Here is a 26,368-nt window from a genome sequence, read left to right on the forward strand (position 1 = left end):
GCCACTGTCGGCCGCACAGGTTGCCCGGCTCACCGGACTTGCTCGCTCTACCGTGTCAACCGCGGTGGGGGAGCTGAAGCTCTTGGAAATTGTCATTGAGGGACCTGCGACCAATAGCACCCCTAGGGCAATCGGCCGACCGGCGACCCCGCTAACGCTCAATCCGCGTGCCGGCACGTGCGTGGGCGTTCACCTCAACCAGCAGGACATCCGCCTGGCGATCGCCGATGTCTCACATTCAGTAATTTTGGAGAAAAGTATCGAAGTTGAACCGGGCTATTCGCCCCAATGCGCGGCGGCCGTCGTGAGGGACATCGTGACCGTGGCTTACGGGGTTTGCGGGCTGGACATCTCGGCCCTGCTCGGCGTCGGCGTCTCGGTCTGCGGGCCGGTCAGCCCTGGGGGCATGGTGCAGCGCGCCAACGGCATGCCAACCTGGGCGGGAGTGAACATTTCGCAGATTTTCGGCGCCGTGTTGGAGAAGCCGGTCTTCGCGGACAACGAGAGCAACTGCTCGGCGCTGGCCGAAATGATGTGGGGTGCAGCCGCCGGTTATGAAGACTTCGTCCTGTTGAAACTCGATCTCGGTGTGGGCGGCGCGATCGTTCGCAACGGCAAAGTTATCACTGGGGTCGCCGGAGGGGGCGGCGAATTCGGTCACATGAGCATCGAGCCTAATGGCGGATTGTGCCGCTGCGGCAACCGTGGATGCCTCGAAGTTCAGATTGGCGTCGATCGCTCCCTGCAAGAGATGTCGAGGCTTTATGGGCGCATCATCACTATTTACGACGTGTCGGCGATGGCGTCCCAGGGTGATGTGGGCGCGCGTCGAATGATCGAGGACATGGCGGAACAGGCCGGCCGAGGGCTCGCCCTTATCGGCACGATCATCAATCCGCCGCTCGTCATCGTCAGCGGGCGTATGACGCGAGCAGGCGACATGCTGCTCAAGCCTCTCGTTGCGGTCTACGAAAAGCACACGCTGATGAAGGCACGCGATGTGCCTTCCCCGATGCGCACCCGCGTCATGATCGGAAAGCTGGCGGAGAATGATGCGGTGCTCGGTGCCGTCGGCTTGGCGCTTCGTGGGCTAGCTGCCTTACCTTGATCATGAGAGGGTCCTCAGGCTCGCTCATCTCGCGTTGGCTTTTCGTTCAAATCCGGCCGTGCTCTCAAAGTCGAAAAACTGCTGGATGGCCAGGGCTGCTGTCCCGCGTGACCACACATTGTTGTCCCAGTCGATTTCGACCGCTGGCGGTTTCTCAAACGAGGATTCTCTGACAGTGTTCACGAGGGGGTCGACGAGCGCAGGGCCGAAGCGGACCGCCTCGCCTCCAACGATGACAACTTCCGGATCGACCAGATCGATCATTGCGGTTACCCGACGCCCGATGTCACAACCGACTTCGCGCAGATACTCTAATGCGAGCCGGTCGCACTTCGCTGCGGCCTGCTGAAGGTCGACAGGGGTCTTGGGGGAGCGCTTGCGGATCTCCTGCCAAGCGCGGACTATCGCCGGTTCCGACAAGCGTCGATCCCAGCTCAGCCGCTCCTCGGTGGCGATCGAGCCGGCGTCTTCCTTGACCGGGAATCCGATCTCGCCAGCAGCGAAACGCGCACGGCGATGGATCTGACCGTTGAAGATAAACGCCGCCCCGACGCCGGTTCCAATGATCAGCACCAGCACTGAGTTGCGCCGACGCCCGTGGCCGAACAGCTGCTGAGCTATTGCGAATGCATTGACGTCGTTGTCGACCCAGACCGGCACACTGATGCGTGATGCAATAAGTGCCGCTATCGGCACGTCCCTCCAGTCGAAGCGCTGCGATACCAGGCAAATCCCTCTGTTCACGTCGATCAGCCCGGGCATCGCCATGCCAACACCGACAAGTTTCTGACGACCTTCGCGCCTATTCCGCAGGAGTGTGGAGACGCCCTTCTGGACCGCTGCAGCGACCGTGGCCGGCTCATGGTCAGCGAGCGGCAACTCGCAAGTGCCGATCGGTTGGGTGGAGAGGTCGGTGAGCGTACCCTCTAGCCGGTGCTGCGATAGCTTGAAGCCGATGGACCAATGCCTTGCGTAATTGATACTGAGCGGTATCGGGCGACGGCCGCCACTGCTTTGCGCGCTCTTGCCTTCAACAACGATGCCTTCCTCGATCAACTCGCCCGCAACGCCAGACACTGCGGCTGGGCTGAGGCCCGTCATCGCCGCTACTTCCATGCGGCTGAGCTCGCCCTCCCGCCGTAAACAATTGAGGATGAAGGCCTCGCTCAACGGCCGCCCGCGCGACAGGGATTGGATGGATGGCGCCGACGAGCTGGTGATCAAGCTGTCCTCGCCCGATCCTTTCCGCCGGCCGCAAGGCATGAGCCTTGCCGCCTTCACCGATTTCCTGGTCGAGCAGTTCCGCGACACGGTGGCCCGGGTCGGCGCCGACAGAATCGGCGCTTTCGTTGGTGAGCCCGTGCAGGCCTCGGGCGGTGTCATCGTGCCGCCCGACGGCTATCTCAAGCGCATCCGCGAGATCTGCCGCGACAACGACATCCTCTATGTCTCCGACGAGGTGGTGACGGGCTTCGGCCGGCTTGGCCATGTCTTCGCCTCGGGCGAGGTCTTCGGCATCGATCCCGATATGATCACTTTCGCCAAGGGCGTCACCTCGGGCTATTTTCCCGCTCGGCGGCGTCATCATCTCGGAACGGCTGCTGGAACAACTGCGCCGCTCGAACCATCCCGATGCGATGTTCGGTCATGGGCTGACCTACACCAGCCACCCCGTCGGCTGTGCGGTGGCGCTGAAAAACCTCGATTTGCTGGAAGAAAGCGTGCTTGCGCATACGCAGGCGGTCGCCCCCTATTTCCAGGCGCAGCTGAAGACGCTGGAAGAGTTGCCGCTGGTCGGCGAGGTGAGGGGCTTGGGACTGATGGGCTGTGTCGAATGCGTCGCCGACCGCGAAAGCAAGGACCCGCTGCAGCTCGACAAGGATGTCGGAAAACGTATCGATGCCCATTGCTATGAGCTCGGCCTCCTGGTGCGGCCGCTGATCAACATGTGCGTGATGTCGCCGCCACTGATCATCAGCCGAGAGCAGATCGACGACACGGTGGCGATCCTGCGCGAAGGCATTTCACGGACGATGGATGATCTACGCAAAGAGGGTGCTTGGCAGGGGTGAGGTGAGCTGTACAGGCGGCATCGAAGGCCGGCATGCCATAGCCCGGGCTTGCCCGCTCGATGACATCGAAACCGCCGAGACCCCAGGCATAGCCCAGCCAGCCCTGGTAGAGGGCACCTAGCTTGTTTCGGCGCGAAGAATCGTAGGTGAGCGCGATCGACGGCTCGATGCCATGGAAGTCCGAAAGGTCGATGCCAATGGCATAGCCCAGATTGCCGTTGCCAGAGTTCTTCGGCAGATCCACCTTCGGCGTGCCGATCGCCTCTGGATCGCCGCTTTCGGAGGTCGTCGTCGTCGCCAACGTCGTCGCGGCAGGCTCCTCGGGCGCGGCCTGGCTGTCGGTCGACTGATCTGTCGTTCCTACCTCGGCCGCCGCGTCGGGAGCCTCGGCCGCGGGCGCGGCATCTCCCGTGGCATTTGCCGCCGGCGTTGCACCAGCATCATCCGTACCGGAGGCTGTTCCCGAACTCAGCGCTGCCCCGCCATTACCAAAGCCGCCGTCCGATGGTGCGCCAACATCTGGCGAAGTCCCTTGCGCCTCCTGCGCAAAGGCCGCCATCCCTGCAGAGCTTCTAATATAAGAAACAAAAGATGTATCCGCGCCGAAGACGCCTGCGGCAAGCATTGCCGCACCAACAAGCAACTTGTTCATGATTCCCCCGAGCCCAAGTTGCTTATTTCTACTCAACATCCACCAAACGGGTACGACGCCAATTCGTCACAGAGGCAATATCCACAGGGAAATTTTCGAAAGGCACCAGTGGCACCCGTCAATCGTCTTCTGCTCAGCGAGTTAGGCAGCGTGAACAAAACTTTGCGATTGCCGCCTGCGAATCGCTGCGCTGCTCGGACTTCCCCTCCATCGTCGTATTTCAGGCGCGGCAGCAGCTGCCACCCTGCCGGCTAGAGCGCCGCTTACCGTGAAAGCCCCTGTTCGAGCTTTCCGAAGCGCACCAGATCGTTCAGCGCGGAACGGATTTGCGGCCAGGGGAATTCGGAGCATTCCTCCCAGCCTCGCCCTTACGCAATACAGCGTCGAGCTTGCCCGCCACACCAGCAAGAGTGGTGGCGGGGGGTCGTTGAGAACGCTTCCAGCAGATAGTCAGCCCGCTCACCTGTGGCGCCTTGTCACCACGGGCGAGACGGGCGCGCCGGTGCTCACGCGACACCGCAACGCTGGCGGGATGGATGGCATAGGCCTCGATGTCGCGCGCCCACAGCCAACGCGCCAGCCAAAAGCCGACGCCGGCCGCCTCACAGGTGACGGCGATGCGCTTGATCGTGTGCCCGGCTTCGTCGCGCCAGCGCTGCAGCAGCTTCAACAGTGATGGTGCGGCAGCATCGATCTTCTTGAGGGGCTGGCGCTTGAGACCCGGTACGAGCGCGGCGACGAGCCACTTCGCCTTGCTCATTTCGATGACGGCGATGACCGTGTTATCCTGTTCAAGAGCGGTAAGGGACCGGCTCGCGTCAAAAGACTGCGACATGGGGTGCCTCCTTCTGATGGTGGATCCAACAGCGCCTAAGGTGCCCCACTCTCGCCGCTCGCCCCATAGCGTCTACTCCCCACTTTTACGGTGATCGAGCAGCTCTGATCTTTCTTCGCCTTGGCGGCCGCCGGGATGCAGTGCCCGAAATCACGGGCGCCTGACGCACGAGATCGACGACGCGCGATTGATGAATCGAAAATTAGCGCTCAAGCCCCTTGAGCCAACGTTCGGAGTCGATCCGATCCGGTTGAGAGTATTGGTCGGCATTGTCGGCTCTGCCGCGGGCAAGCAAATACTCGACGACACGGATCGGCTTGAACTCTTCCTTCAGAACGGCAATAGCCTCTTTGGGGCGGGCCCGGCCACACATAACCACATCTAATGCCGCATAGCTGTGCTCTGGCCAAGTATGGATACTGATGTGAGATTCCGCCAATAACAGTACGCCTGAGACACCCTCGGGTGAAAACCGATGGAAGTTTGAAAAAAGTATAGTGGCTCCAGCGGACTGTGCGCTTTTCGTAATGGCTGTTTCGATAAAAGCGGGATTGCCAAACCTGTGCCGCCGAACAGATCGACAATATAATGGGCGCCAGCGCAGATCACGCCGTTAACTGAAACAAAGCTACCTGCACCGCCTTCGCGATTGTGCGACATGCTAAAAGCTCCAAAATATCGAAGGAGATCGCTCAGCTATTTTTCTGGCCGACCCAAACGAAAATGGCGTCGTAAAGTGGGTCCCGCTGTATCTCGATACGACGGCATTCCAGCGGGGTGAGCCCCGCATTCTTCATCGCGCTGGCTATCAGTTCGATGCTCAAATACGAATTGTCGTGCCCATCCTTCTGCGCAAATGACTGCCGCCTTGCCCAATCCGCTCCGATAGTTCGGCCCGTGGGTGCAAGGTGATCAGCGATGTGCTGGAAGCAATCGTCGTACGCGTCAGCTGTCCCCGAAATCGCTAGATTACCGAAGGCAGTGATCAAGTCGTATCGGTGGCTGTCCATCCAACTTGGCCACCGCTTCAGGCAGTCGAAAATCAAGAACTCGGCAAAGCGCTCGCGAAGCTGGTTGACCGAGTGATTGGATATTTTGAAATGATCGGCTACCCAACCGTAACACTCAGGAAGCGGTTGATTGCTCCGTACGAAGTTCGCTAGCACGCTAAGGGCTTCAGGCGCGATGTCGCAGCAAGAGAGGCGATTGACTCCCTTGGTTGGGAGATACCAGAACAGCGTCGAAGTTCCAGATCCCAGATCGAGAGCATTTCCCATAACGCCCCATTCCGCCATCGCCTTCAAAATATCCTCGGCCCCTTGGCCCTTGATGAAGGGGCCGGAGAAATACTCCGTCAGATAGGTCTCAAAATAAGCTCGGACGGACGGACGCATTGGAACCAACTGCAGGTCTTTCGTTCGAAAGGCATCACGGTCGTTCTGGAACCCTCGGCCGAGTTCCCACATAACCCCGGACGGGGGGAGCTGATCGTCCCGAATGTCGGTAGTTGCGCTGAGAAGAAAAATCATTCGGGCGTCGTTCGGCTGGTACCAGTTGCGTCCGTAGTCGCCGAACACCTTTTCAACCTTCAATCCAGCATCGACGCAGAGCGCCGTGAACTCGTCGACGCAGTAAGGCCTAAGTCGAATGGTCGTCTCGGTCTCGTCGATGGCCGTCTCAGTGTCACGAATGTGTCTGAACGACACGTCGACTGTGCCGTCACAATTGTGTTGCTGCATACGATGACGAGACAACGTGAGCCTGGCGGCTAGCGGGCGCGTCCACTCAAAGCGCCAACTGCCATCAGGGGCAGTAGGATCGAAATAGTCTGGCTGGAGGTAGGCCTGTTCTGGCCTGACCTTTGCGAAAGACGATAGGTCGATCATCAATGTCCCATCGTCCGAGAGGTGCCGTCGCAGCGCTTTGAGCGACTGCCGCGCCTGGGACAAGTCTACCAACAGCTGAAATGCCTCTCGGGGCACGAGGATAAGGTCGAACCGCTCTTCGAGGTCCAACGTCCGGAGATCCCGAACGAGTGCTGACACATTGTTGAAGCCGAGTTTTTCAGCCTTTTCTGTCAGCCGTTCGACCATAGCCGGTTCGTTGTCGACAGCGACTATCGAACATCCGCTTCGAGCCAAATTAAGCGCGTTACGCCCGACCCCACACGGAATCTCAAGGACCGAGCGCGTAGAACCACCAACAAGACTGGCGAGAAAAGCATGGTCTACAGTGTCCGTATATTCGACATCGTAGTACGCGGCCCGTTCTTTATATGATATCTTATGCCGCATCGCCATGGCCGCCCCCTCACGCGGATTTCTTGGCCAATGCCTCGATCAAGGCAAAGTCGCTAATCACGTGCGGATGGATGATCTCACCGTTTTCAACAAATTTGCCCTTTTGGGAAACCGAGTCCTGGAAATCCTTAAGGAAAATCGATTTGCCGAGACTAATAAGATAACGCGTATGGTTTGTGGTTGCCCCGATCGACGCCGTCTGATGCACGTGAGCTGGCATTACGGGATCCTTGTAGTGCCAAACGCCATGCACCTTATATGGTGCCGCGCCCATCCAGGTGAATGTATGGGCCGTCGGGATGTATCCTGCTCCATAGCCGCAAGTGACGTCGATGATCATCGAGCCTTCCTTCATCTTCTTGACGAGTTCGTCTGTGAGCATCGCTGGTGTATCGTAGGTCGAAATCAAAGTCGCTCCGATCACCAGGTCGGCGTCGGGTATCTCTCGCTCCAGGGCTTCTTGCGAGACAATCAGGCATTTGACGTTCGAGGGAACGGTCGCCTCAAATCGGCGGAGGCTTTCCTCGCGGTAGCCAAAGACAACAACTTCGTTTCCGAGACCTGCGGCTGTTCGAGCAGCTGCTGCGCCGACATTTCCATGCCCGATGACGACGACTTTCGGCGGCTTCATCCCCGGTAGGGAAGCCAGCATTATGCCGAGCCCTCCCTGCGTCGATAGCAGGTGATGGGCCCCAAAGAGCACAGCCAATTTCCCGCTGATCTCGCTATCGGGCGTCATGAGCGGAAACGAACCATCTGCGGCCTGAAAGTACTCATAGCTATAGGCTGTCACCCCATGCTCGCGCAGGTGGTGCGTTAGCTCGTAGTTTTCGCCTGGGTAAAAGTATGCGCCAATATGCAGCGGGCGGCACAGGTACCGCCGTTCGGCGACGCTCGGAAACTTATATTTCAAGAGGAATGGAGAAACTGTCCAAGCCTCGTCTGTTGAAACGATTTCGCCCCCTGCCGCCTTGTAGTCCCCATCAAACGCTCCCGAGGCGGCTCCGGCATCATGCTCAACGTAAACCTTAAAACCGGCCTCGACAAACTGTCGAACACCTTGCGGAAGCATGATAACCCGCTTCTCGTTGTCGCGGGTTTCTTTCAGGATAGAGACCGAGGGTTTATCCGTCATATTGGTACTCTTCATTTCGAGATTTTGTAGAAGTGTCGCGCTAGGCCCCTGACCTGCGTCCTGGTTAGATTCGAGCTGTTTCGTCGCGTTTTAGGAATAGCGTCAGCCGCACCAGCAGACTGAGAATTCCCACCTAACGCTGCGAAAGCGTTAGCGGACGATGCAGGGCTTTCATTCGGCAGGAGCCTGCAGCAGCGCTTCGTCTGATCTTCTCAACCTTCCGCATTCTCTTCCTCCCGAGCCCGCTCATAACGCTCAGCATTTCCTGACCGATCTCCGTCGCCTCGACGCTTGCGGTATGGGAAGCTCTGACCCGAGCTCTCGCCTGATATTCCCGCCCGCGGTCCCTTCACGTCCAACCTCAGACGGCGAGACAATGCCGACTATTGTGTTTCGCCCGATCGTCAATGAATTGCTTCAACTCGGCTCGCCACATAATCAGTCCCCGTGGCTCGGCATGGTACGCCTGCAGATCTTCAGCCATCTTCAGTTGCTCCGAGCAATTCAGGCGAATTGCCATCGTCATCTCCCTTGGTTTGCGGGCAATTGCCGTCACGATGGCTTCCCAAAGTTGATGTGCAAGTGACGTGCCATCCTGATGATGTAGCTCCGCGCTGATACTCAAGTTGGGCCGGCCGCCTTCTCCCCGCGCGCGTCTTCTTTTGTTGCTTTGAGGGCTTCGCACGAAATGCAAAACGTTCGACTATAATGCGTCCGTTCGATAGTGGACAGTTTGGGCCAAAGGCCACAATATTGTTTGCATCGGTCGAGACACATGGGAGCGGCGCCGGCTTGAGCGCTGCCGCCCAAGCCGCTTCGAGAGCATGCCGCTCATCCATCTCATCTGCTTTTGGACCGATTTTGACACAAAACTTTCTCTCCGGTGCGCGACACCCAGGCTGGAGCGCGTATGTTGACATAAAGATGTCTTTATGTGAATGGACACTACTGTCGTCTTGAGGATGAAAATGTCGCAGAATTCTGCATCGCTGGACGCATTGTTCGGCTCCGTCGCGGCAAAGCCCGACGAGTCGGAAGTGCTTGCGGCGCTGACGGCAGCGGCGCGTGAGCGCATCCTCATCCTCGACGGCGCCATGGGCACGCAGATCCAGGGGCTGGGTTTCGATGAAGATCATTTCCGTGGTGAGGCCTTCGCCGGCTGCGCCTGCCATCAGCAAGGCAACAACGATCTTCTGATCCTGACGCAGCCGAAGGCAATCGAGGAGATCCACTATCAATACGCCATCGCAGGCGCGGATATCCTCGAAACCAACACCTTCTCCTCGACGTCGATCACCCAGGCCGATTACGGCATGGAGGATGCCGTCTATGCGCTGAATCGCGATGGCGCGCGGCTGGTGCGGCGCGCCGCTGTTCGTGCCGAGCAGCAGGATGGCAAGCGCCGTTTCGTCGCCGGCGCGCTGGGGCCGACCAACCGCACCGCCTCGATGTCGCCCGACGTCAACAATCCCGGCTATCGCGCCGTGACCTTCGACGAATTGCGCCTCGCCTATGGCGAGCAGCTGCGCGGCCTGATCGATGGCGGCGTCGACATCATCCTGATCGAGACGATCTTCGACACGCTGAACGCCAAGGCGGCAATCTTCGCAGCAGAAGAGGTCTTCAATGAGAAGGGCGTGCGCCTGCCGGTGATGATTTCCGGCACCATCACCGATCTGTCCGGCCGCACGCTGTCCGGCCAGACGCCGACCGCCTTCTGGCATTCGGTGCGCCATGCCAGCCCCTTCACCATCGGCCTCAACTGCGCGCTCGGCGCCAATGCCATGCGCGAGCATCTGGCCGAGATATCAGGCGTCGCCAACACTTTTGTCTGCGCCTATCCAAATGCCGGCCTGCCCAATGAATTCGGCCGTTATGACGAGAGCCCGGAATTCATGGCCGCGCAGATCGAGGATTTCGCCCGCGAGGGGCTGGTCAATATCGTTGGCGGCTGCTGCGGTTCGACGCCTGAGCACATCCGCGCCATCGCAGAGGCGGTGCGGAAATATCCGCCGCGCACCATTCCCGACATCGTGCGCAAGATGCGCCTGTCCGGGTTGGAACCGTTCACGCTGACGGATGAGATTCCCTTCGTCAATGTCGGCGAGCGCACCAATGTCACCGGCTCAGCCAAGTTCCGCAAGCTGATCACGGCGGGCGACTATGTCGCCGCGCTCGACGTGGCGCGCGACCAAGTCGCCAATGGCGCGCAGATCATCGACATCAACATGGACGAGGGACTGATCGATTCGAAGAGGGCGATGGTGGAGTACCTCAACCTGATCGCCGCCGAGCCGGACATCGCCCGTGTTCCTGTCATGGTCGACAGTTCCAAATGGGAGATCATCGAAGCCGGCCTGAAATGCGTGCAGGGCAAGCCGCTGGTCAACTCCATCTCTATGAAGGAAGGCGAGGCGGCATTCCTGCATCATGCCAGACTCGTGCGCGCCTATGGCGCGGCGGTGGTCGTCATGGCCTTCGACGAGGACGGCCAGGCCGACACCAAAGCGCGCAAGGTCGAAATCTGCACCCGCGCCTACAAGCTTTTGACCGAACAGGCCGGCTTCCCGCCCGAGGATATCGTCTTCGACCCCAATGTCTTCGCCATTGCCACCGGCATCGAGGAGCACGACAATTACGGCATCGACTTCATCGAGGCGACGGGAGAGATCACCGGGACGCTGCCGCATGTCCATATCTCAGGCGGCGTGTCGAACCTGTCCTTCTCGTTCAGGGGCAACGAGCCGGTGCGCGAGGCCATGCATGCGGTGTTGCTTTACCATGCTATCCAGGCGGGCATGGACATGGGCATCGTCAACGCCGGACAGCTTGCCGTCTACGAATCCATCGATCCCGACCTGCGCGAAGCCTGCGAGGATGTCGTCAACAACCGTCAACCGAAAGGCGGCGGCACCGCCACCGAACGCATGCTGGAGATCGCCGAACGCTTCAAGGGCACGGCGGGCCAGGAAGCCAAGGAGCGCGACCTCGCCTGGCGCGAATTGCCAGTTGCGCAGCGGATCAGCCATGCGCTGGTCAACGGCATCACCGAATTCATCGATGCCGACACCGAGGAAGCGCGGCTGGCCGCCGAGCGCCCGCTGCATGTCATCGAAGGCCCGCTGATGGCCGGCATGAACGTCGTCGGCGACTTGTTCGGCGCCGGCAAGATGTTCCTACCGCAAGTGGTGAAATCGGCGCGGGTGATGAAACAGGCGGTGGCCGGCTTGCTGCCGCATATGGAGGCCGAGAAGCTGGCCAATACCGCCAATGGCATCGACAATGGCGAACGCCAGACGGCGGGCAAGATCCTGATGGCGACGGTGAAGGGCGATGTCCACGACATCGGCAAGAACATCGTCGGCGTCGTGCTGGCCTGCAACAATTACGAGATCATCGATCTCGGCGTCATGGTGCCGGCGGCAAAAATCCTGCAGACGGCGCGAGAGCAAAATGTCGACATCATCGGCCTGTCCGGCCTGATCACGCCCTCGCTCGACGAGATGGCGCACATGGCCGCCGAGATGGAGCGCGAAGGCTTTGACATTCCGCTTTTGATCGGCGGCGCGACGACCAGCCGCGTGCACACGGCGGTCAAGATCCACCCGCGCTATGCGAAAGGCCAGACCGTCTACGTCACCGACGCCAGCCGGGCGGTCGGCGTGGTGTCGTCCTTGCTGTCGAATGACAGCAAGGCGAAGTATGTCGACACGTTGCGCGCCGAATACAAGAAAGTCGCCGACGCGCATGCCCGGTCCGAAGCCGACAAGCAGCGGCTGCCGCTGGCCAAGGCGAGGGCCAATGCGCATCGGATCGATTGGTCTGAATATGAGCCGCCGAAGCCGTCCTTCACAGGTGTGAAGGTCTTCGAGAACTGGGATCTCACGGAACTCGCGCGCTACATCGACTGGACGCCGTTCTTCCAGACCTGGGAGCTGAAAGGGCGCTATCCCAAGATCCTCGAAGACGAAGCGCAAGGACCCGCCGCGCGCCAGCTGTTCGAGGATGCGCAGGCGATGCTGAAGCAGATCATCGCCGAAAAATGGTTTGCGCCACGCGGCGTCATCGGCTTCTGGCCGGCCAATGCCACCGGCGACGATATCAGGCTGTTCACGGATGAGGGGCGATCGCAGGAGCTGGCGACCTTCTTCACGCTGCGCCAACAACTGACCAAGCGCGACGGCAAGGCCAATGTCGCATTGTCGGATTTCGTCGCGCCGGTGGACAGCGGCAAGCCCGACTACATCGGCGGCTTCATCGTCACGGCCGGCATCGAGGAGGTGGCGATCGCCGAACGATTTGAGAGGGCCAATGACGACTATTCGTCGATCATGGTCAAGGCGCTGGCCGACCGCGTCGCTGAGGCCTTCGCCGAGCGCATGCACGAGAAGGTGCGCAAGGAGTTCTGGGGCTATGCGGTCGACGAAAAGCTGGCGCCGGACGAGCTGATCGGCGAGCCCTATCGCGGCATCCGCCCGGCGCCCGGTTATCCCGCCCAGCCCGACCACACCGAGAAGGCCACACTGTTCCGGCTGCTCGACAGCGAGCGCAATGCCGGGGTGAGCCTGACCGAAAGCTATGCGATGTGGCCCGGCTCGTCTGTGTCGGGGATCTATCTGTCGCATACCGAAAGCTATTATTTCGGCGTCGCCAAGGTCGAACGCGACCAGGTTGAGGACTATGCACGCCGCAAGGACATGCCGCTCGCGGAAGTGGAGCGCTGGCTCGGACCCATTCTCAACTATGTGCCAGCGCACTATGCCGAGGCTGCGGAGTAGTGGCGGCAAGCTCTGCCGTCTTACGCTCCGAGCCGCAACTGCCGTTTCTGTATCATGGAAATGAGGTCCCGGATAAACGCTCAGGTCATAGGAATGTCAGCTGAGGCACAATTTCCATTCACGCGTTTCCGGCCGCCTCAGCGATGGCCATATCCCTCGCGCGCAGGAAGACGCTCTCCATCCGCCAGTGCTCGTTGGTGTAGCGGGGGTCGTGTGCCCATTCGTCCCAGCCATGATTGCGGCGGAATTCGCCGAGCAGGCCGGAAGCTGCAAATGACCTTTCCGAAAAGTTTGCGACAGAACCTTTCTATCGCTACCCCATTCGTTCTGAGGCGAACGAACCGGGTGATGGTGGAAATACAACCGTCTTGTTCCCGTTTAGGAAAACTCGGCCATGGATGTGGGCGTGTATCGCCCGTGCCAAGGCCTGTGCTTCAACGTCACGACCCAAGCTGACGTAATCCTCATTGGACTGCGCATGTGTCACCCGAATGATGTCTTGCTCAATGATCGGCCCCTCATCTAGATCGGCAGTGACGTAATGAGAGGTCGCGCCGATCAATTTCACTCCGCGTTCATACGCTTGCTTGTAGGGATTGGCGCCCTTGAACGAAGGAAGAAACGAATGGTGGATGTTGATAATGCGGCCGGACATCTTCCGACATATTTCATCCGAGAGAACCTGCATGTAGCGAGCTAGAACGATCAGCTCGGCCTTGGTCTCGGTCACTACAAGCATCTGCTGGGCTTCCGCTTCGGCTTTATTTTCCTTCGTTACCATGATGCAGTGAAACGGAATGTCGTGATTCACCACGACCTTTTGATATTCCATGTGATTGGAGATCACCGCCACGATATCGATCGGGAGAGCGCCAATGCGCCAACGGTAGAGGAGATCGTTGAGGCAGTGGCCGAAGCGAGAGACCATGACGATAACTCTTCGCTTCACGGCCTCGTCAAAGAATTCTGAATCCATCGCGAAGCGCGATGCGATTGGATCGAAGCCGACGCGGAGCTCGTCCAGGTTTCGCCCACCTTCAGACCGGAAGCTCACTCTCATAAAGAAGTTGCCAGTATCAACATCGTCAAACTGCGCACTGTCCGTGATGTTGCAAGTTTGATCAGCGAGAAAGCTGGAGATCGCAGCCACTATGCCCCTGGTGGAACGACATTTCACGCGAAGTGCAAATTTCGACATTGTTCGTTCCTCAGTTGTTTCGCGCCGCCAAGGTGTGACGGAATGCGGAAAGGGTATTCGCGAGCAAACACGCGATTGTCATCGGACCCACGCCGCCTGGGACAGGTGTAATCGCTTGAACGTGAGCAGCCTCTGCAAATGCGACATCGCCAACAAGGCGCGGCTTTCCGCCTTGGGTCACCCGATTGATACCTATGTCGACGACAACCGCGCCTGGCTTGATCCAATCACCTCGGATCATTTCTGCGCGTCCGACCGCGGCGACTAGAATGTCGGCCATCCTGCAGAGAGCCGGAAGTTCGCGGGTCCGCGAATGAGCGACTGTTACAGTGCAATTCTCAGCCAGCAACAGTTGGGCCATTGGTTTGCCGACGATATTGCTTCGTCCAACTATGATCGCGTGGAGACCAGCTAAATCGCCGAGACGATGCTTCAGGAGCAATAGGCAGCCGCGAGGAGTGCACGGAACGAACCCTTCTTGGCCGGTCGCCAGCCTGCCGGCATTCTGGACATGAAACCCGTCGACGTCTTTGGTCGGATCAATCGCGTTGAGAACCATGTTCGGATCAATCTGAGACGGCAATGGTAGCTGTACCAAAATGCCATGCACAGAAGGGTCCTGATTCAATTCATTAACGATTGACAACAGGTCGTCCTGATTGGTGTCGGCTGGAAGTTTGTGTTCAAAGGACGCCATACCCACCGCAAGCGTCTGACGGTGTTTGTATGCGACATAGACAGCACTCGCTGGGTCTTCTCCCACTAAGATCACTGCCAAGCCCGGCACTTTTCCGGTTGCCGATCTCAGCGCAGCTACATCGGCGGCAATCTGCGTGGTAAGGGTGTTTGCGACTGCTTTTCCGTCGATGAGCTTGCTGGGTTGAATGCCAACGGTCATGATTTTGCCTTTCGGTCTCGCGGGCGTCGAAGAATGCTGGACGCCGTGCCGGTACGACCAGCGCGGCTGCGATGGAAATCCCTGCGGACCGAGGGACAATTAGTCTATCTCAACTGAGAATAGATCGAAAAAGTGGATACTGATATTGAGACGGAGCAAGTCTCACTATCGAGATCCCAAGTGACTAAGAAAGGTTTCAAATTCAGCCTCCGGGATCGCCGCAGTGTGTTCGGGTCCGGGATAGGCACCGGAATAGATGTCAGCCCGGAATTCCCGGAATGCCGCGACGCGTTCACTATTCAGTCGGTCGAACTCGGCCTTGAAGTTGCGATACGCCTTGGCGTGGCGCGGAAGGCGGTTCCGGCCGTAGCCGAGCACGTCCTCTGCGAACAGGTACTGGACATCGCCACCTGAGCCCGAACCGAGGCTGAAGTAGATCATCGATGTGTTTTTGGCGAAGAACTCGGCTATCCGGCCGGGAACGACCTCAAGCTCAACAGCGAAACAACCGATTTCCTCGAGCCGTTTTAGTCGCTTCCACATCGTCAGCGCCTCTGATGCGGTCTTTCCGACAGCGCGCCAGCCGGTCCAGGTAACGTAAGATGGAATAAGGCCCACATGAGCGACAATCGGAATGTGATTTTCGCACATTGTCCTCTGGATATCGAAAGAAGCGGCACAATAGAAACAATCGCCCCCAATCGCTGTGTAGCGGTAAGCCGCCTCCAGGAATTGCTCGGCGCTGACCAGCAGCTTTCCGTCCACGGTTCCTTTCGTTGGCGGCGTCAGGCCGATCTGCACGAAGCACGCCCCCGCCGCCTCACGCATTTCGGGGGTGAAGTCCTTTGCCTCGATTGACAGGAGATCGATCCCCGCAGCGGCGGCGGCGGCGGCTTCCTCCGTGCTGGTGACATAGAGCATCGAAAGCTTTTCGCCCCGTCGCTTCTTCGCGCGTATGTCTTCGACGTGAGGTCTGTTGTGGTACATGATCGTGGGTCTCCGCGAAATGCGACTCCCTTTAATGAGTCTCGCTTACTCAACGGGTATCAGGAAGGTCAGGACTGAACCGGCACCCTGAACGAGGGTCCCAAGCTTGGCGTTCAATCGAGCGTTCTCGGGTGCGGAAAGGTGCGTCTCGAAGGCCGCCTGGTCCGCGTAGACCTCGTAGACGACAAACTTGTCTGGTCGACCGTCGACTTGGCGGCAGGCAAACGCTCGGTTCCCAGGTTCTTGCCGAACAATGCGCCCGTAGTCGCATAGCAAGCCGCGGACCTTTTCAACCGTCTCCGGAAGAGCCGTGACTTCCGCGATTACGGCTTTCGCGTTGATGTCGGTCAACGGATAGTCTCCTCAGACATCGATTATCACGCGGCCGCCTTCGACCTTAACGGCGTAGGTGCGCAGGTTATCGCAGGCGGGAGGCGTCTCGACCTCGCCGGTTGTGAAGTCGAAGACCGAGGCATGCTTGGGGCATTCCACCGTATTCTCCATCACCAACCCGTCGGCGAGGTGGATATTCTCGTGGGTACAAAGCCCGTCCGTGCAGTAATACTGGTCCTGATGATTCCGGAAGATTGCGAACGTCTTACCTGCATGGTCGAACCGTAGGCCGCCTTCCTCTTCCAGGTCGTCGGCTCCACAAACGTCAATCCAAGGCATCGTCACTCTCGCTAGATTTTGAGGCAACAGGGTTCGAGCGGGTTCAGGCCGATTTGTCCTTGAGGCGCTCTTTCTTGGCGCGGAAACGCGCCTTCATCCGTTCGTCAGATTCCTTCGACCCGTCGTGATAGGTGCCGAACATCCGGTCCACGGGGACGAGCCCCTCGCCTCCGTAATTCACCTCGAAATACTTATGGTGGAGGTAGTGCATATAGGCGTGGGTATCGAACCCCTGCTCATCGCTGGTCTCAACCGTGTCGAAACCGATGTGCCCAGGCACGGCGCCGAAACCCGCGAAGTGTAGCTGGTAGAGTGCAATGACGGGGTTTGAGGGGATAACGAAGTGCCAGAAAACCACCCCGAAATAGAGCAAGTGCTCAATGGGATGCATCGATAGCGATGACCACGGGCTGGGATTTATGGAGTTGTGGTGCACCGAATGGACGTATTTGTAGAGCACTGGGACGTGGATCAGCCGGTGGATGCAATAGAAGTGGAAGTCGTGAATTATTGGCACCACGACAGCCACGACCCCGAGCCACACAGGGTGCTCGGCGAAGTTGAGCCAGGGTATGTATCCATTCGCGGAACTCCACAGCATCAAGACCTGCAGGCACGTCCATATCGGTACACCGATCAGCAGCGACCGCAGCATATTGTCGAGGGTCTGCTTATTGAACCAAAATACATTTGATTGCTGATCCGCCGGGAACTTGTGGTTGTACTTAAATCGGTTCCCCTGCCGACGGCGAACGTAAAGCGGCAACTCCCAGCTTTGGTACCAGAGAAAGGCCAGGATGAGGTTCACCGCCAGCATTTTCAGCGACCAACCCCATGCAAAGTTCTGCAGGACTGCGGCGTCAGGGACAACCAGCTGCCAGTAGGCGAGTGCCGAGACCATGAACAGCAGGTTGTACGGAAAGAAGTAAGATGGAAGCCACTTCAGAAGCTTCTTTGGATTGGGAGGGAAGAGCCATATTGGCGCCGGCTCCAACAGCTCGTTGGGAGCCCAATCGCCGCGCTTGCTGCGCGTTCCAAACTTAAGATCGTCCATCGGATGCTCCTTTCGATCTCGCCCCGAAAGGCCCGATCGGCCTACAACATGCCAATATTCCAACAAATGGTCAATAACTAAATCCGGTTGATTTACAAAAAAAATCATGCCAGATTTCGGCCGTCGATCCTACGGCAAGCTGACGGGTGGAAGACGAAGCACTACGACCGCATTCACGCGCTCAAAGGGAGCCTCAATTGGGATATCAGACGCGGCGGGCACTGGCGCGATGGCATCGCGGGCGTTCTGGACGTCAAGACCGGCCAGCAGTAACGAGAAGGGCGCCATGATAACCGGCGTTTCCGATCTTAACGCCCCTGAAAACGCGAGCTGTATCTAATGTCAGTCGACAGCACCTTCAACGCATTCGTAGGCAACGCGACGCACCGTGGCGGCAACCAGATAGGTGTCAAACACTACAATGAGCGCTTAATCCTTAGTCTGATCCAGGAGGCTGGCGCGCTTTCCAAGGCCGAGATCGCGCGCATTACACATTTGTCCTCGCAAACGGTCACGATTATCGTAAATCGCCTCCTCAAGGAAGGATACCTGCGGAAGAAGGACGTAATCCGCGGCCGGATTGGTCAGCCTTCTACTCCGATCGAGATTGCACCGGATGGAGCGATTTCGATCGGGGTCAAGATTGGCCGCCGCTCCTTGGATCTGCTGGCTCTATCGTTCGACCGCCGGGTGATTGCTAAGAAAAGCTTTGCCTACGATGCCCTCGACGCGGACGTCGTCTCGGGCCTGATGGGAACAGCGTTCGACAGCCTGAAGGATGATTTGAGCCGCGTCCAGAAATCCAGACTCGTGGGCGTAGGTATTGCTGCTCCAACGGCGATCGAGTCTGGCATAGCCGTCATCGGTGATCCTGGCGGTGCATCCCCACGCTGGCGGGAGGCCGACATGGTCGCCAGGGTCGAAGAAACCTCCGGCTTGAGCGCCGTGGTGCTCAATGACGCTGACGCTGCTTGCTTGGCTGAGATTGATTTCCGGAGAGAGAACCGGAATCGGTCAATCGTATACTTTTACATCAGCACCTTGATTGGCGGCAGTGTTGTTTTGGAGGGCAATCTAATTACCGGCCACACCGGCAACGCGGGCGCGGTGGGTGCAATCCCTCTTAAACTTGGATCGCACAATAGGAGTCCAGCGCCCGCGCGGTTGAGTCAAGCCGCCTCCCTCAATCGGTTGGAGGTCCTTGCGGCGCAGCACAAATTGCCAATGAAGACGTTCCGTGAAGATGGTGGATCCGTCGCCAAGCTTGATGAACCGGCACTTGCCTGTTTCGATGAGTGGTGCGATCTGGCGGCGGATGCACTTGCTTTTGCGGCCATCTCTGGCACGAGCTTCATCGAAGCCGATAGTGTCGTTGTTGACGGCGTCCTCTTGCGACCTCTCCTCGATCGTCTCATCGTGAGCGTCCGGGAACGAGTGGCAGGCTACGATCTGGAGGGCATCATCATTCCTGAGTTCCGTGTGGGCTCGATCGGGTTTAACGCCCGCGCGATTGGCGCTGCTCTGGTTCCATTGAACGAACAGTTTGCGCCAGACAACAAAGTCGTTCTCAAGAGCTGAAGTGAAGGACCGCATGGCAGAGATAGCTATTGTCGGCGCCGGAGAATGCGGTGTCCGCGCCGCATTCACGTTGCGGGAACTTGGTTTTCAAGGGTCGGTAACGTTGCTGACTGCAGAGAAAGCTCTGCCATATGAACGACCGCCGTTATCCAAGACGATGCTAGCCAATCCCAAGGCCATTCGTGCCGAAGATGCCTATCCCGGAGCAGGGATCGAACTCCGACGTGGTGCGCTGGTCGAGTCTCTGGTGCCTGAGAGGCGGGAGATTCACCTCGCCGATGGCACGCTCTTGACGTATGATCAGTTGCTCCTTGCGACGGGAGCCCGTGCCAGATTGTTTCCTGGCCTTGAAGGCTGTCTCACACTACGAACCGATGTGCAGGCGCGGCGCATTATGCTGGAGTTCAGCAGCAATGCGCGCATCGGGGTCATTGGTGGCGGATTCATTGGCCTTGAACTCGCCGCGACTGCGCGGCAGGCAGGTGCCGAGGTTACGGTGATCGAGACCGCACCGCGCATTCTCGGACGCGCCGTGCCCGGGGCGATCGCCCAAATCGTTCACGCGCGGCACGAAACCGCAGGGGTCAAGATTCTGACTGGTACTGTCGTCACCGAGGCTGGAACGAACCGCATTGTGCTGGCCAACGGGATTGAACTGGAGTTCGACGCCGTTATCGCTGGCGTCGGGGCGATCCCTAATACCGAGCTCGCCGAAAAGGCCGGTCTGCTCGTGGATAACGGGATTGTTGTCGACAGCGCATTCCGAACCTCCGAACCCAATATCTTCGCCGCAGGCGACTGCTGCAATTTCGAGTGGCGAGGAGCCCGTATGCGACTTGAAAGCTGGAAGGCCGCACAGGACCAGGGTGCCCATGCCGCAGCAGCCATGCTCGGTGCCAGTGGAGAGTACCAGAAAGTCCCGTGGTTTTGGTCGGATCAGTTCGATCTGACTCTGCAGGTCGCAGGGCAGTTCGATCTAACCCGGGATATACATCACCGCGCAGCCTCCGGTGGGGTCCGCATCGTCTTTCAGTGCGATCAAGATGCCCGGGTCTCAGCGGCCGCCGCAATAGGACAGGGGAACACGGTCGCGAGGGACATGAGTGTTCTCGAGAAGCTCATCGACCGCGGAACTGTGGTTGCGGCCAGTTCGCTGATAGACCCTGACTTTAGGATCAAGGGCTTGCTCAAGTAATCAAGTAATAAAGCCGCCGGAGGTCTACCAGCCCAAGCCAAGGTGCGGTCCGCGGCCGTCGTCGCGGCATCCGCTCCAGCACTTCTCGACCGAAATCAACTAAAATGCTCTATTCGTTCGGATAGCGCAGTCCGATTTGCGCCCTGATCGTATCAAGTGATTGCATTATCGACACGGTCTCGTTAGCAGGCATGATCTCACCGGACAATTTTCCAGCCGTCACAAGCCTCTCCATTTCGGCAGCTTCATATTGCATGCCACGTCCTGCTACCGACGACGAATACTCTTCTATCACCCTGTCATTCTTGTCGATGTGGCGAAATGAAGTTGGCGAATACCAGGTAGATGCAATCTCAACTCTCCCCTCGGTGCCGAGGATCGATGCAACATTGGGTCCGGTGTTGTCGAGACTGGAGATGGTGGTAGACAAAGCCCCGCCGGCGTGTTGGAAGATAGTTGCTACCTCAGCGTCCACTCCTGTCTCCTTAATCCGAGCCATCGAAACGATGTGTTCAGGCTCTCCGAGCACGTCAAAGGCGAACGAAATGGGGTAAATGGCGAGATCAAGCAGGGCGCCTCCGCCGAGTTCCAGAGCGTTGAGCCGATGATTGGGATCGCCAGGAAGGTCACGAGTATGATCGGCGATCACCGAATAGATCTTTCCAAGCACTCCTGATGCGATGATCTCCCGGATGCGCACCATATGAGGAAGGAAGCGCGTCCACATCGCCTCCATCACGACCAGGTTTTTCGCAGAGGCGAAATCAACGACATTGCGCGCTTCCCGTGCATTGATCGTGAATGGCTTTTCGATAAGCACGTGCTTGCCGGCGGTCAGCGCCTTAAGCGCGTTGTCGGCGTGCATCGGATGGGGTGTAGCCACATAGATAATATCGACCTCCGGGTCCGACAAAAGGTCCTTGTAGCTGGCGTGCGCGTTGGGAATACTGAAACGATTGGCGAACTTGTCGGCTCCTGCCTGTGTTCGAGAGCCGACAGCCGAGACACGATGACCGGCAAGCTGCAAATCCTGGACAAAGAGATCAGCAATCCAGCCGGTCGCTAGAATCCCCCAACGCAATTCGGCGTTCATTATCTTACCTCAAGGCTCGACTGTGAATTCAACTTTGTAGGTGTCACGCTGCATGAGATATTGACTAGCCTCACCTACTTGCGTCGAACGCGACCCGCGTGCCGCTGGTCGTGTCGAAGAAATGCAGATGTTTCGGATCGAAGCGGATGCCGACGTTTTCTCCCATGTGCACCTTGGTATTTTTGTCGGTCTTCACGGCGACCAAGTTTTTGCCGACCTTTACGGTAACCAGCGTGCTGTCGCCCAATAGTTCGGTGGTATAAACCTCGCCGGCCATATTACCCGCGTCTGTTTCGCTGAGCCGCATATCTTCGGGTCGCTGGCCGACGGTGATCGCGCCGTTCACGCCGGCCGGAGCCGCAAGCGTCAACTCGGAGTCCTGCACCCGTCCGTCGGCAATTGCTATCGGAAGCAGGTTCATGGGTGGATTGCCGAGGAAGCCGGCAACAAAGACGTTTGCCGGCGTGTTGTAGATGTCGAGGGGTGTGCCGACCTGCTGTAGTTTGCCGTTCGCCATCACGGCGACACGGTCAGCCAGCGTCATCGCTTCGACCTGGTCGTGCGTCACATAGATCGTAGTGGTACCGAGGTCGCGCTGCAGGTGCTTCAATTCCGCGCGCATATAGACGCGCAGCTTGGCGTCGAGATTGGACAGAGGTTCGTCCATCAAAAACAGTTTGGGCGTGCGTACGATGGCACGACCGAGCGCCACGCGCTGTCTTTGCCCGCCGGACAGTTGACCGGGTTTGCGCTCTAGAAGCCCGCCGAGTTCGACGCGCTCGGCGGCGGCGCGTACCTGGCGCTCGCGTTCCTCACGGTTCACACCTGCGACTTTGAGCGGATAACCAATATTGTCCGCCACGGTCATATGCGGATAGAGGCCATAGTTCTGGAACACCATGGCGAGGTCGCGTTTACCCGGGGGCAAATCGTTGACCACACGATCGTCTATGCGAATCTCGCCAGCGCTCGGGTCGTCGAGCCCGGCGATCATGCGCATTGTGGTGGACTTGCCACAGCCAGAGGGCCCGAGCAACACGATGAACTCGCCATCGGCCATGGCGAGCGAGATCTTTTCCACGGCGACAAAGGAGCCCCAAAATTTAGATACGGATGACAACGTTACGGAGGCCAAGATCATATCCCTTCGTGGACGATGCTACGGACAGCAGTCATAGCTGTGGAGTATTTGTCACGATAAATCGTTGACGGCGATGGTCGGTTTTGGGAACGCCTCCGACGGTCGTTCAGCCCGCATCGAGCAAACTGAAACTCCATGAACTCCCGCTCAGGTCGGCCCATGTAGCCGGCGATGTCGGTGCCAAGTGCTAAGGCGCCAACGTCAGTACCGGTGAGAATATGCACATGCACGTCTGGATCAGAGGGCACTACGTTCAGCTTCTCCAGCCAGTCCCACGTCAGCAACGCGATGCTGGGCTCAGGAATATCCAAGAGCATGATATCCGACACGTCAGCCCTTCACCGCGCCGGCCGTCAGGCCTGCTACGAACTGTCGTTGCAGAAAGAAGAAGACAGCGACCACGGGCATGGAGATCATCACGGATGAGGCCATGAGCTCTCCGTAGCGGATGCCGTACTGGCCGATAAAGTCATTCACTCCAACTGGCAGCGTGCGCATCTCCTTGGTCGAGGTAAAGGAGAGCGCAAAGAGGAACTCCTGCCAGGTGACGATAAGCACAAAGACTGCAGTGGCGACTATCCCCGGCCGGCAAAGCGGCACGATTATCTCGAAAAACGTTCTGAACGGCCCGGCCCCATCGATCGCCGCCGCTTCTTCGAGTGTCAGCGGCAAATTGGCCATGAAGCCACGCAGCATCCAGATCGCCACCGGCAAGGTTACGGTGACGTAGGCGAGGATCAACGACGTATATGTGTTGAGTAGGTTGGCCCCCTTCATCATCTTGTAGATCGGGATGATGATGGCGCTGGCCGGGAACATCTGCGTGACGATCACCAGCGTCATGGCGATGATAAGTAGGCGGACGTGGGTGCGCGTAAATGCATAGGCGGCCAGCAGGGCTAACGAAACGGTGATGATGACGGTGGACAGTGAAACGATGACCGAATTCATAAAATAGGTTCGGAACTCCGGCCGGAATGCAGTGATGTAGTTGTCGAAGGTCGGGTTCTCCGGCCACAGCCTGGCGGGAATGGAAAAAGGCTCGGCCGCCGGCTTCAACGACACTGAAACCATCCAAAAGAAGGGCACCAGGATTATCAGCGCCAATACGACGTTGAGGGCCAGCAGTGCGGCTTGGCGGCTCCTGTGGGAACGGGTGTTCATGACGCCTTCCCCCTATGCCGGCCGCGCGACAAAACGCCGAAATAGACCATTATCAGCAGCGCCAGGACCAAGATTGAAAAAACGCCATATACAGCGGCTTCGCCAAAGCGAAATTGTCCGAAACCGAGTTCGTAGATCTGGGTTGGGAAGATGGCTGTGGCATTCTGTGGGCCACCGTTTGTCATCACCCAGATTATGTCGAAGTAATTGAAAGTGAGGATAGTGGTAAGGAGGAGATTGATGGCGATCACGTCTTTGATTCCGGGGAGCACAACGTCAAACAGGCGCCTAGTCGCTCCCGCTCCGTCTATCTTGGCGGCCTCGACCTGCTCTTGGTCGACCGTCTGCAGGGCCGCTAAGTAGACGATCGCCGAGAAGGGGAACCCTTTCCATACGGCCGCCATAATGATCGAGCCCATGGCTGTCGACGTTTCCGCCAGCCAAGCGGTACCGTGGTCGATCAGTCCCAGGCTAATAAGTAACGAGTTCACCAAACCGAGTTGCGGGTCATACATGAATCGCCAAAGGATGGCGGCCACTACGCCGGGGAGGACCCAAGGCAAAAGCACCAACGACCGCATAAGTCCCTGGCCAGGCATCTGCTGATTGAGCAGCAGTGCGACCAGCAAGCCGAACACATTCTGCAGTGCTACCACAAAGACAGTCCAAATGAGGGAGTTCCACACTACTTGGCCGAAGATCGGATCGGCCAAGATCTTGTAATACGCTGCAAGCCCCTGGAACTTCGGCACCGGGTTGATGAACGAGGTCGAATAAAGGCTTTCAATTATGGTGCCGATCATCGGGTAATACATAAGTGCGCCGACCAGCAGCAGCGCCGGAGCTACGAAAATCCAGGCCATCCAGCGTTCACGATGGGACATTGTGTCATTTCCCGATAGAGAGGGCCGGGCTCGGGGCAAAGCCCGAGCCCGGCTTAGTCCTGGTGACTAGTTAAGGGCGTCGATAGCAGTGCAGGCCTTGCCGGCTGCCTTCTGCGGATCCATTCCGGAAAATACATCCTGCGCTAGAGTCACCTCGATGTCGGCGACTTCGAGATAGCGAGGTGACAACGGCCGGGGTGAGGCATTCTCGAGATGAGGGATGATGAGATCCGCACCTTTGCGGTTTGCCGCCAAAAAGCTTTTTGCGGCCTTCATGTTTGCCGGGACAAGTTCGACAACATCGCCGTTCACGTCTTCGCGGGTTAGGAACTGGATGAGTTTCCAAGCGGCTTCCTTGTGCTGGGAAGCTTCAAAGATGGCAAGGTTCCACCCACCATACGTGCCAATCGCCGTCTTACCTTCGGGCGCATTCCCTACAACGAAATCCCAGTCAAGTTTGGACTTCTGCAGAGTCGGCTGCTCCAGCGCGGGCCAGAACTCCGTTGCAAGAGATCCGTTTAGAAAAAGTTCGCGCATCGTTGCGGAACTGGCGTTCATGATGCCCTGCGGCGCATATGGCACCAGTGACTGCAGGTAACTCAATGCCCCGACCGCTTCAGGGCTGGTGAGCGCGCATTTGCCCTTCTCATCCAAGACTTTACCGCCATTGGAGAAGATGAAAGTATCGAGAACGACGACCGTGTCTTCCCCCTTGTGGCCGAACAAGCCAATGCCGTAGCGGCCCTTGGACTTGTCCGTAAGCTTCGGCGCCGCTGCCTTCAATCCCTCGAAGGTCTTTAGCGAGGCAGGATCAACGCCAGCCTCTTTGAGGAGTGCCGTGTTGTAGTAAGTGAAGGACCAAACGTCCACGTTGATGGGGATTCCCCAGAGCTTGCCGTCAGAAACGTTCGAGTCCCAGGCTCCTTTGAAGAAAGTGTCGCCCGTAAGACCGGAAGTCTTGACTTGGTCGTCGAGAGCCGTAATTGCGCCGGCTTGAGCAAAGGCGCCCATCCAGATTTGATCCAGGGTGGCTACATCAGGCGCATTACCGCCCTGTACCGCCGTCAACAAGCGCTGTTGGTACTCCGAATATGGTATTGTGGTAAGCTCTACTTTGATTTCGGGGTTTTCCTTCTCGAAGCGCTTCAAGGCGTTCTGCTGATTCTGATTGAAATCGGATTCGGCCCGCTGGTTGTCCCAGAATTTTAGCACGACCTGCTCCGCGTTGGCCGAACCCGCGGCGAACATCGCTGTGGCCGCTGCGAGGACGGCCGACTTCATGACGTTGCGTATCATCCATTCACTCCCTGTTCAGTTTGTTTGGCTTGATATCCTCGCCGCCGGCCGTGCCGGCTTCGAATGGACCACCTCCTCCACCGACTACGATCAAGCGATGGATCGACACCGCTCCGGTGTTTGTGGACGCCGCGCGTGACCGGCGTGATCGCACGGATTAACTCAATAAATTGGAACGTTCTAAATTGCAACAACTATTTTCCCTCACCCATCGGGCCCAGATCTGCACCGCTTCAAGCTAGGTCTACCCAAAGGACTGCAAATATGGGGCTTTATGGCACACCATCGGGGCGCAATGACAAAAGCGGCGGGTGACAGGCGCTCCCAT

The 26,368-nt window shown here is 58.2% G+C and carries 24 protein-coding genes and 1 pseudogene; 6 read left to right on the forward strand and 19 right to left on the reverse strand.

The window, feature by feature from the left end:
- Positions 1 to 82 precede the first annotated feature (82 nt).
- Positions 83 to 1,108 (forward strand): ROK family protein, encoded by a 1,026-nt coding sequence (locus NKH89_RS27800; RefSeq protein ID WP_352491425.1) that lies wholly within the window; start codon positions 83 to 85, stop codon positions 1,106 to 1,108.
- A 24-nt stretch (positions 1,109 to 1,132) separates the two neighbouring features.
- On the opposite strand, the gene NKH89_RS27805 is transcribed toward NKH89_RS27800, so the two are convergent.
- A complete protein-coding gene (locus tag NKH89_RS27805) occupies positions 1,133 to 2,371 on the reverse strand; it encodes an ROK family transcriptional regulator (protein WP_352547719.1) in 1,239 nt (412 codons plus the stop codon).
- Between NKH89_RS27805 and NKH89_RS27810 the strand changes: the two are divergent.
- Positions 2,262 to 3,180 (forward strand): annotated as a pseudogene (locus NKH89_RS27810) (aminotransferase class III-fold pyridoxal phosphate-dependent enzyme); the annotation flags it as partial. The gene NKH89_RS27805 and the pseudogene NKH89_RS27810 sit on opposite strands and share 110 nt — an antisense overlap.
- Here NKH89_RS27810 and NKH89_RS27815 read toward each other — a convergent pair.
- From NKH89_RS27815 to NKH89_RS27840, 6 genes are all read right to left on the reverse strand, one after another.
- Positions 3,083 to 3,739, reverse strand: coding sequence for a hypothetical protein (locus NKH89_RS27815; protein WP_352491426.1), 657 nt, complete (start codon positions 3,737 to 3,739; stop codon positions 3,083 to 3,085). The pseudogene NKH89_RS27810 and the gene NKH89_RS27815 sit on opposite strands and share 98 nt — an antisense overlap.
- A 403-nt stretch (positions 3,740 to 4,142) precedes the next feature.
- A complete protein-coding gene (locus tag NKH89_RS27820; RefSeq protein ID WP_023721587.1) occupies positions 4,143 to 4,667 on the reverse strand; it encodes a hypothetical protein in 525 nt (174 codons plus the stop codon).
- A 202-nt stretch (positions 4,668 to 4,869) separates the two neighbouring features.
- On the reverse strand, positions 4,870 to 5,271 hold the full coding sequence (gene speD, locus NKH89_RS27825; protein WP_084642945.1) for an adenosylmethionine decarboxylase: 402 nt from the start codon (positions 5,269 to 5,271) through the stop codon (positions 4,870 to 4,872).
- A gap of 88 nt (positions 5,272 to 5,359) precedes the next feature.
- Entirely contained in the window at positions 5,360 to 6,967 is a 1,608-nt protein-coding gene (locus NKH89_RS27830) for a methyltransferase domain-containing protein (protein WP_023721589.1), read from the reverse strand.
- A 10-nt stretch (positions 6,968 to 6,977) separates the two neighbouring features.
- Positions 6,978 to 8,102 (reverse strand): NAD(P)-dependent oxidoreductase, encoded by a 1,125-nt coding sequence (locus NKH89_RS27835; RefSeq protein ID WP_352466335.1) that lies wholly within the window; start codon positions 8,100 to 8,102, stop codon positions 6,978 to 6,980.
- 361 nt (positions 8,103 to 8,463) lie between these two features.
- A complete protein-coding gene (locus tag NKH89_RS27840) occupies positions 8,464 to 8,658 on the reverse strand; it encodes a hypothetical protein (protein ID WP_156948200.1) in 195 nt (64 codons plus the stop codon).
- A gap of 412 nt (positions 8,659 to 9,070) precedes the next feature.
- On the opposite strand from NKH89_RS27840, the gene metH reads away from it, so the two are divergent.
- Positions 9,071 to 12,880: a methionine synthase gene (metH, locus tag NKH89_RS27845; protein ID WP_352466336.1), complete on the forward strand. Its 3,810-nt coding sequence runs from the start codon at positions 9,071 to 9,073 to the stop codon at positions 12,878 to 12,880.
- Positions 12,881 to 13,193: 313 nt separating this feature from the next.
- Here metH and purU read toward each other — a convergent pair whose 3' ends face one another.
- The 6 genes from purU to NKH89_RS27875 form a co-directional block, all read right to left on the reverse strand.
- Positions 13,194 to 14,078 (reverse strand): formyltetrahydrofolate deformylase, encoded by an 885-nt coding sequence (gene purU / locus NKH89_RS27850; RefSeq protein WP_031194740.1) that lies wholly within the window; start codon positions 14,076 to 14,078, stop codon positions 13,194 to 13,196.
- Positions 14,079 to 14,088: 10 nt separating this feature from the next.
- A complete protein-coding gene (gene folD, locus NKH89_RS27855; protein WP_023721594.1) occupies positions 14,089 to 14,976 on the reverse strand; it encodes a bifunctional methylenetetrahydrofolate dehydrogenase/methenyltetrahydrofolate cyclohydrolase FolD in 888 nt (295 codons plus the stop codon).
- A 165-nt stretch (positions 14,977 to 15,141) separates the two neighbouring features.
- Entirely contained in the window at positions 15,142 to 15,963 is an 822-nt protein-coding gene (locus NKH89_RS27860) for a 3-methyl-2-oxobutanoate hydroxymethyltransferase (protein ID WP_023721595.1), read from the reverse strand.
- Positions 15,964 to 16,008: 45 nt separating this feature from the next.
- The gene (locus tag NKH89_RS27865) at positions 16,009 to 16,314 is read right to left on the reverse strand and encodes a putative quinol monooxygenase (RefSeq protein ID WP_023721596.1); all 306 of its coding nucleotides are present in this window, start codon (positions 16,312 to 16,314) and stop codon (positions 16,009 to 16,011) included.
- Positions 16,315 to 16,326: 12 nt separating this feature from the next.
- Positions 16,327 to 16,641 carry a MocE family 2Fe-2S type ferredoxin gene (locus NKH89_RS27870; RefSeq protein ID WP_036245547.1) on the reverse strand — a complete coding sequence of 105 codons (315 nt, stop codon included), beginning with the start codon at positions 16,639 to 16,641 and terminating at the stop codon, positions 16,327 to 16,329.
- A gap of 37 nt (positions 16,642 to 16,678) precedes the next feature.
- Positions 16,679 to 17,689, reverse strand: coding sequence for a sterol desaturase family protein (locus NKH89_RS27875; protein ID WP_023721598.1), 1,011 nt, complete (start codon positions 17,687 to 17,689; stop codon positions 16,679 to 16,681).
- 339 nt (positions 17,690 to 18,028) lie between these two features.
- Here NKH89_RS27875 and NKH89_RS27880 point away from each other — a divergent pair, with 339 nt between their 5' ends.
- Together NKH89_RS27880 and NKH89_RS27885 are read left to right on the forward strand one after the other, a co-directional pair.
- Complete coding sequence (locus NKH89_RS27880; protein WP_023721600.1) at positions 18,029 to 19,267, forward strand: ROK family transcriptional regulator; 1,239 nt, start codon at positions 18,029 to 18,031, stop codon at positions 19,265 to 19,267.
- Positions 19,268 to 19,280: 13 nt separating this feature from the next.
- Positions 19,281 to 20,462, forward strand: a complete 1,182-nt coding sequence (locus NKH89_RS27885) for an NAD(P)/FAD-dependent oxidoreductase (RefSeq protein WP_352910720.1) — start codon at positions 19,281 to 19,283, stop codon at positions 20,460 to 20,462.
- A gap of 109 nt (positions 20,463 to 20,571) precedes the next feature.
- On the opposite strand, the gene NKH89_RS27890 is transcribed toward NKH89_RS27885, so the two are convergent.
- The 6 genes from NKH89_RS27890 to NKH89_RS27915 form a co-directional block, all read right to left on the reverse strand.
- Positions 20,572 to 21,555, reverse strand: a complete 984-nt coding sequence (locus tag NKH89_RS27890) for a Gfo/Idh/MocA family protein (RefSeq protein ID WP_023721602.1) — start codon at positions 21,553 to 21,555, stop codon at positions 20,572 to 20,574.
- Positions 21,556 to 21,625: 70 nt separating this feature from the next.
- Positions 21,626 to 22,690, reverse strand: a complete 1,065-nt coding sequence (locus NKH89_RS27895) for an ABC transporter ATP-binding protein (protein WP_031194744.1) — start codon at positions 22,688 to 22,690, stop codon at positions 21,626 to 21,628.
- Between the two features lie 2 nt (positions 22,691 to 22,692).
- Positions 22,693 to 23,025: a Clp protease/crotonase-like domain-containing protein gene (locus NKH89_RS27900; RefSeq protein ID WP_031194746.1), complete on the reverse strand. Its 333-nt coding sequence runs from the start codon at positions 23,023 to 23,025 to the stop codon at positions 22,693 to 22,695.
- A 1-nt stretch (position 23,026) separates the two neighbouring features.
- The gene (locus tag NKH89_RS27905) at positions 23,027 to 23,860 is read right to left on the reverse strand and encodes a carbohydrate ABC transporter permease (RefSeq protein ID WP_023721605.1); all 834 of its coding nucleotides are present in this window, start codon (positions 23,858 to 23,860) and stop codon (positions 23,027 to 23,029) included.
- On the reverse strand, positions 23,857 to 24,744 hold the full coding sequence (locus NKH89_RS27910; protein ID WP_031194747.1) for a carbohydrate ABC transporter permease: 888 nt from the start codon (positions 24,742 to 24,744) through the stop codon (positions 23,857 to 23,859). The genes NKH89_RS27905 and NKH89_RS27910 overlap by 4 nt, the downstream gene beginning before the upstream one ends.
- A 66-nt stretch (positions 24,745 to 24,810) precedes the next feature.
- Complete coding sequence (locus tag NKH89_RS27915) at positions 24,811 to 26,040, reverse strand: ABC transporter substrate-binding protein (protein WP_023721607.1); 1,230 nt, start codon at positions 26,038 to 26,040, stop codon at positions 24,811 to 24,813.
- On the opposite strand from NKH89_RS27915, the gene NKH89_RS27920 reads away from it, so the two are divergent.
- Positions 26,024 to 26,179, forward strand: a complete 156-nt coding sequence (locus tag NKH89_RS27920) for a hypothetical protein (protein ID WP_210164501.1) — start codon at positions 26,024 to 26,026, stop codon at positions 26,177 to 26,179. The genes NKH89_RS27915 and NKH89_RS27920 overlap by 17 nt on opposite strands.
- Positions 26,180 to 26,368: the final 189 nt, after the last annotated feature.

Source organism: Mesorhizobium sp. M0923 (assembly GCF_040319365.1).
In the GTDB taxonomy this organism is placed as follows: domain Bacteria; phylum Pseudomonadota; class Alphaproteobacteria; order Rhizobiales; family Rhizobiaceae; genus Mesorhizobium.

Bases quoted from the DNA above. Each gene is read 5' to 3' on its own strand.
- NKH89_RS27880 (WP_023721600.1), top strand. From the start codon at position 18,029: ATGTCAGTCGACAGCACCTTCAACGCATTCGTAGGCAACGCGACGCAC.
- NKH89_RS27875 (WP_023721598.1), bottom strand. From the start codon at position 17,689: ATGGACGATCTTAAGTTTGGAACGCGCAGCAAGCGCGGCGATTGGGCT.
- NKH89_RS27885 (WP_352910720.1), top strand. From the start codon at position 19,281: ATGGCAGAGATAGCTATTGTCGGCGCCGGAGAATGCGGTGTCCGCGCC.
- NKH89_RS27890 (WP_023721602.1), bottom strand. From the start codon at position 21,555: ATGAACGCCGAATTGCGTTGGGGGATTCTAGCGACCGGCTGGATTGCT.
- NKH89_RS27835 (WP_352466335.1), bottom strand. From the start codon at position 8,102: ATGACGGATAAACCCTCGGTCTCTATCCTGAAAGAAACCCGCGACAAC.
- NKH89_RS27815 (WP_352491426.1), bottom strand. From the start codon at position 3,739: ATGGCGGCCTTTGCGCAGGAGGCGCAAGGGACTTCGCCAGATGTTGGC.
- NKH89_RS27920 (WP_210164501.1), top strand. From the start codon at position 26,024: ATGACGTTGCGTATCATCCATTCACTCCCTGTTCAGTTTGTTTGGCTT.
- NKH89_RS27905 (WP_023721605.1), bottom strand. From the start codon at position 23,860: ATGAACACCCGTTCCCACAGGAGCCGCCAAGCCGCACTGCTGGCCCTC.
- NKH89_RS27860 (WP_023721595.1), bottom strand. From the start codon at position 15,963: ATGTACCACAACAGACCTCACGTCGAAGACATACGCGCGAAGAAGCGA.
- purU (WP_031194740.1), bottom strand. From the start codon at position 14,078: ATGTCGAAATTTGCACTTCGCGTGAAATGTCGTTCCACCAGGGGCATA.
- metH (WP_352466336.1), top strand. From the start codon at position 9,071: ATGTCGCAGAATTCTGCATCGCTGGACGCATTGTTCGGCTCCGTCGCG.
- NKH89_RS27805 (WP_352547719.1), bottom strand. From the start codon at position 2,371: ATGCCTTGCGGCCGGCGGAAAGGATCGGGCGAGGACAGCTTGATCACC.
- NKH89_RS27830 (WP_023721589.1), bottom strand. From the start codon at position 6,967: ATGGCGATGCGGCATAAGATATCATATAAAGAACGGGCCGCGTACTAC.
- NKH89_RS27910 (WP_031194747.1), bottom strand. From the start codon at position 24,744: ATGTCCCATCGTGAACGCTGGATGGCCTGGATTTTCGTAGCTCCGGCG.
- folD (WP_023721594.1), bottom strand. From the start codon at position 14,976: ATGACCGTTGGCATTCAACCCAGCAAGCTCATCGACGGAAAAGCAGTC.
- NKH89_RS27915 (WP_023721607.1), bottom strand. From the start codon at position 26,040: ATGATACGCAACGTCATGAAGTCGGCCGTCCTCGCAGCGGCCACAGCG.
- NKH89_RS27820 (WP_023721587.1), bottom strand. From the start codon at position 4,667: ATGTCGCAGTCTTTTGACGCGAGCCGGTCCCTTACCGCTCTTGAACAG.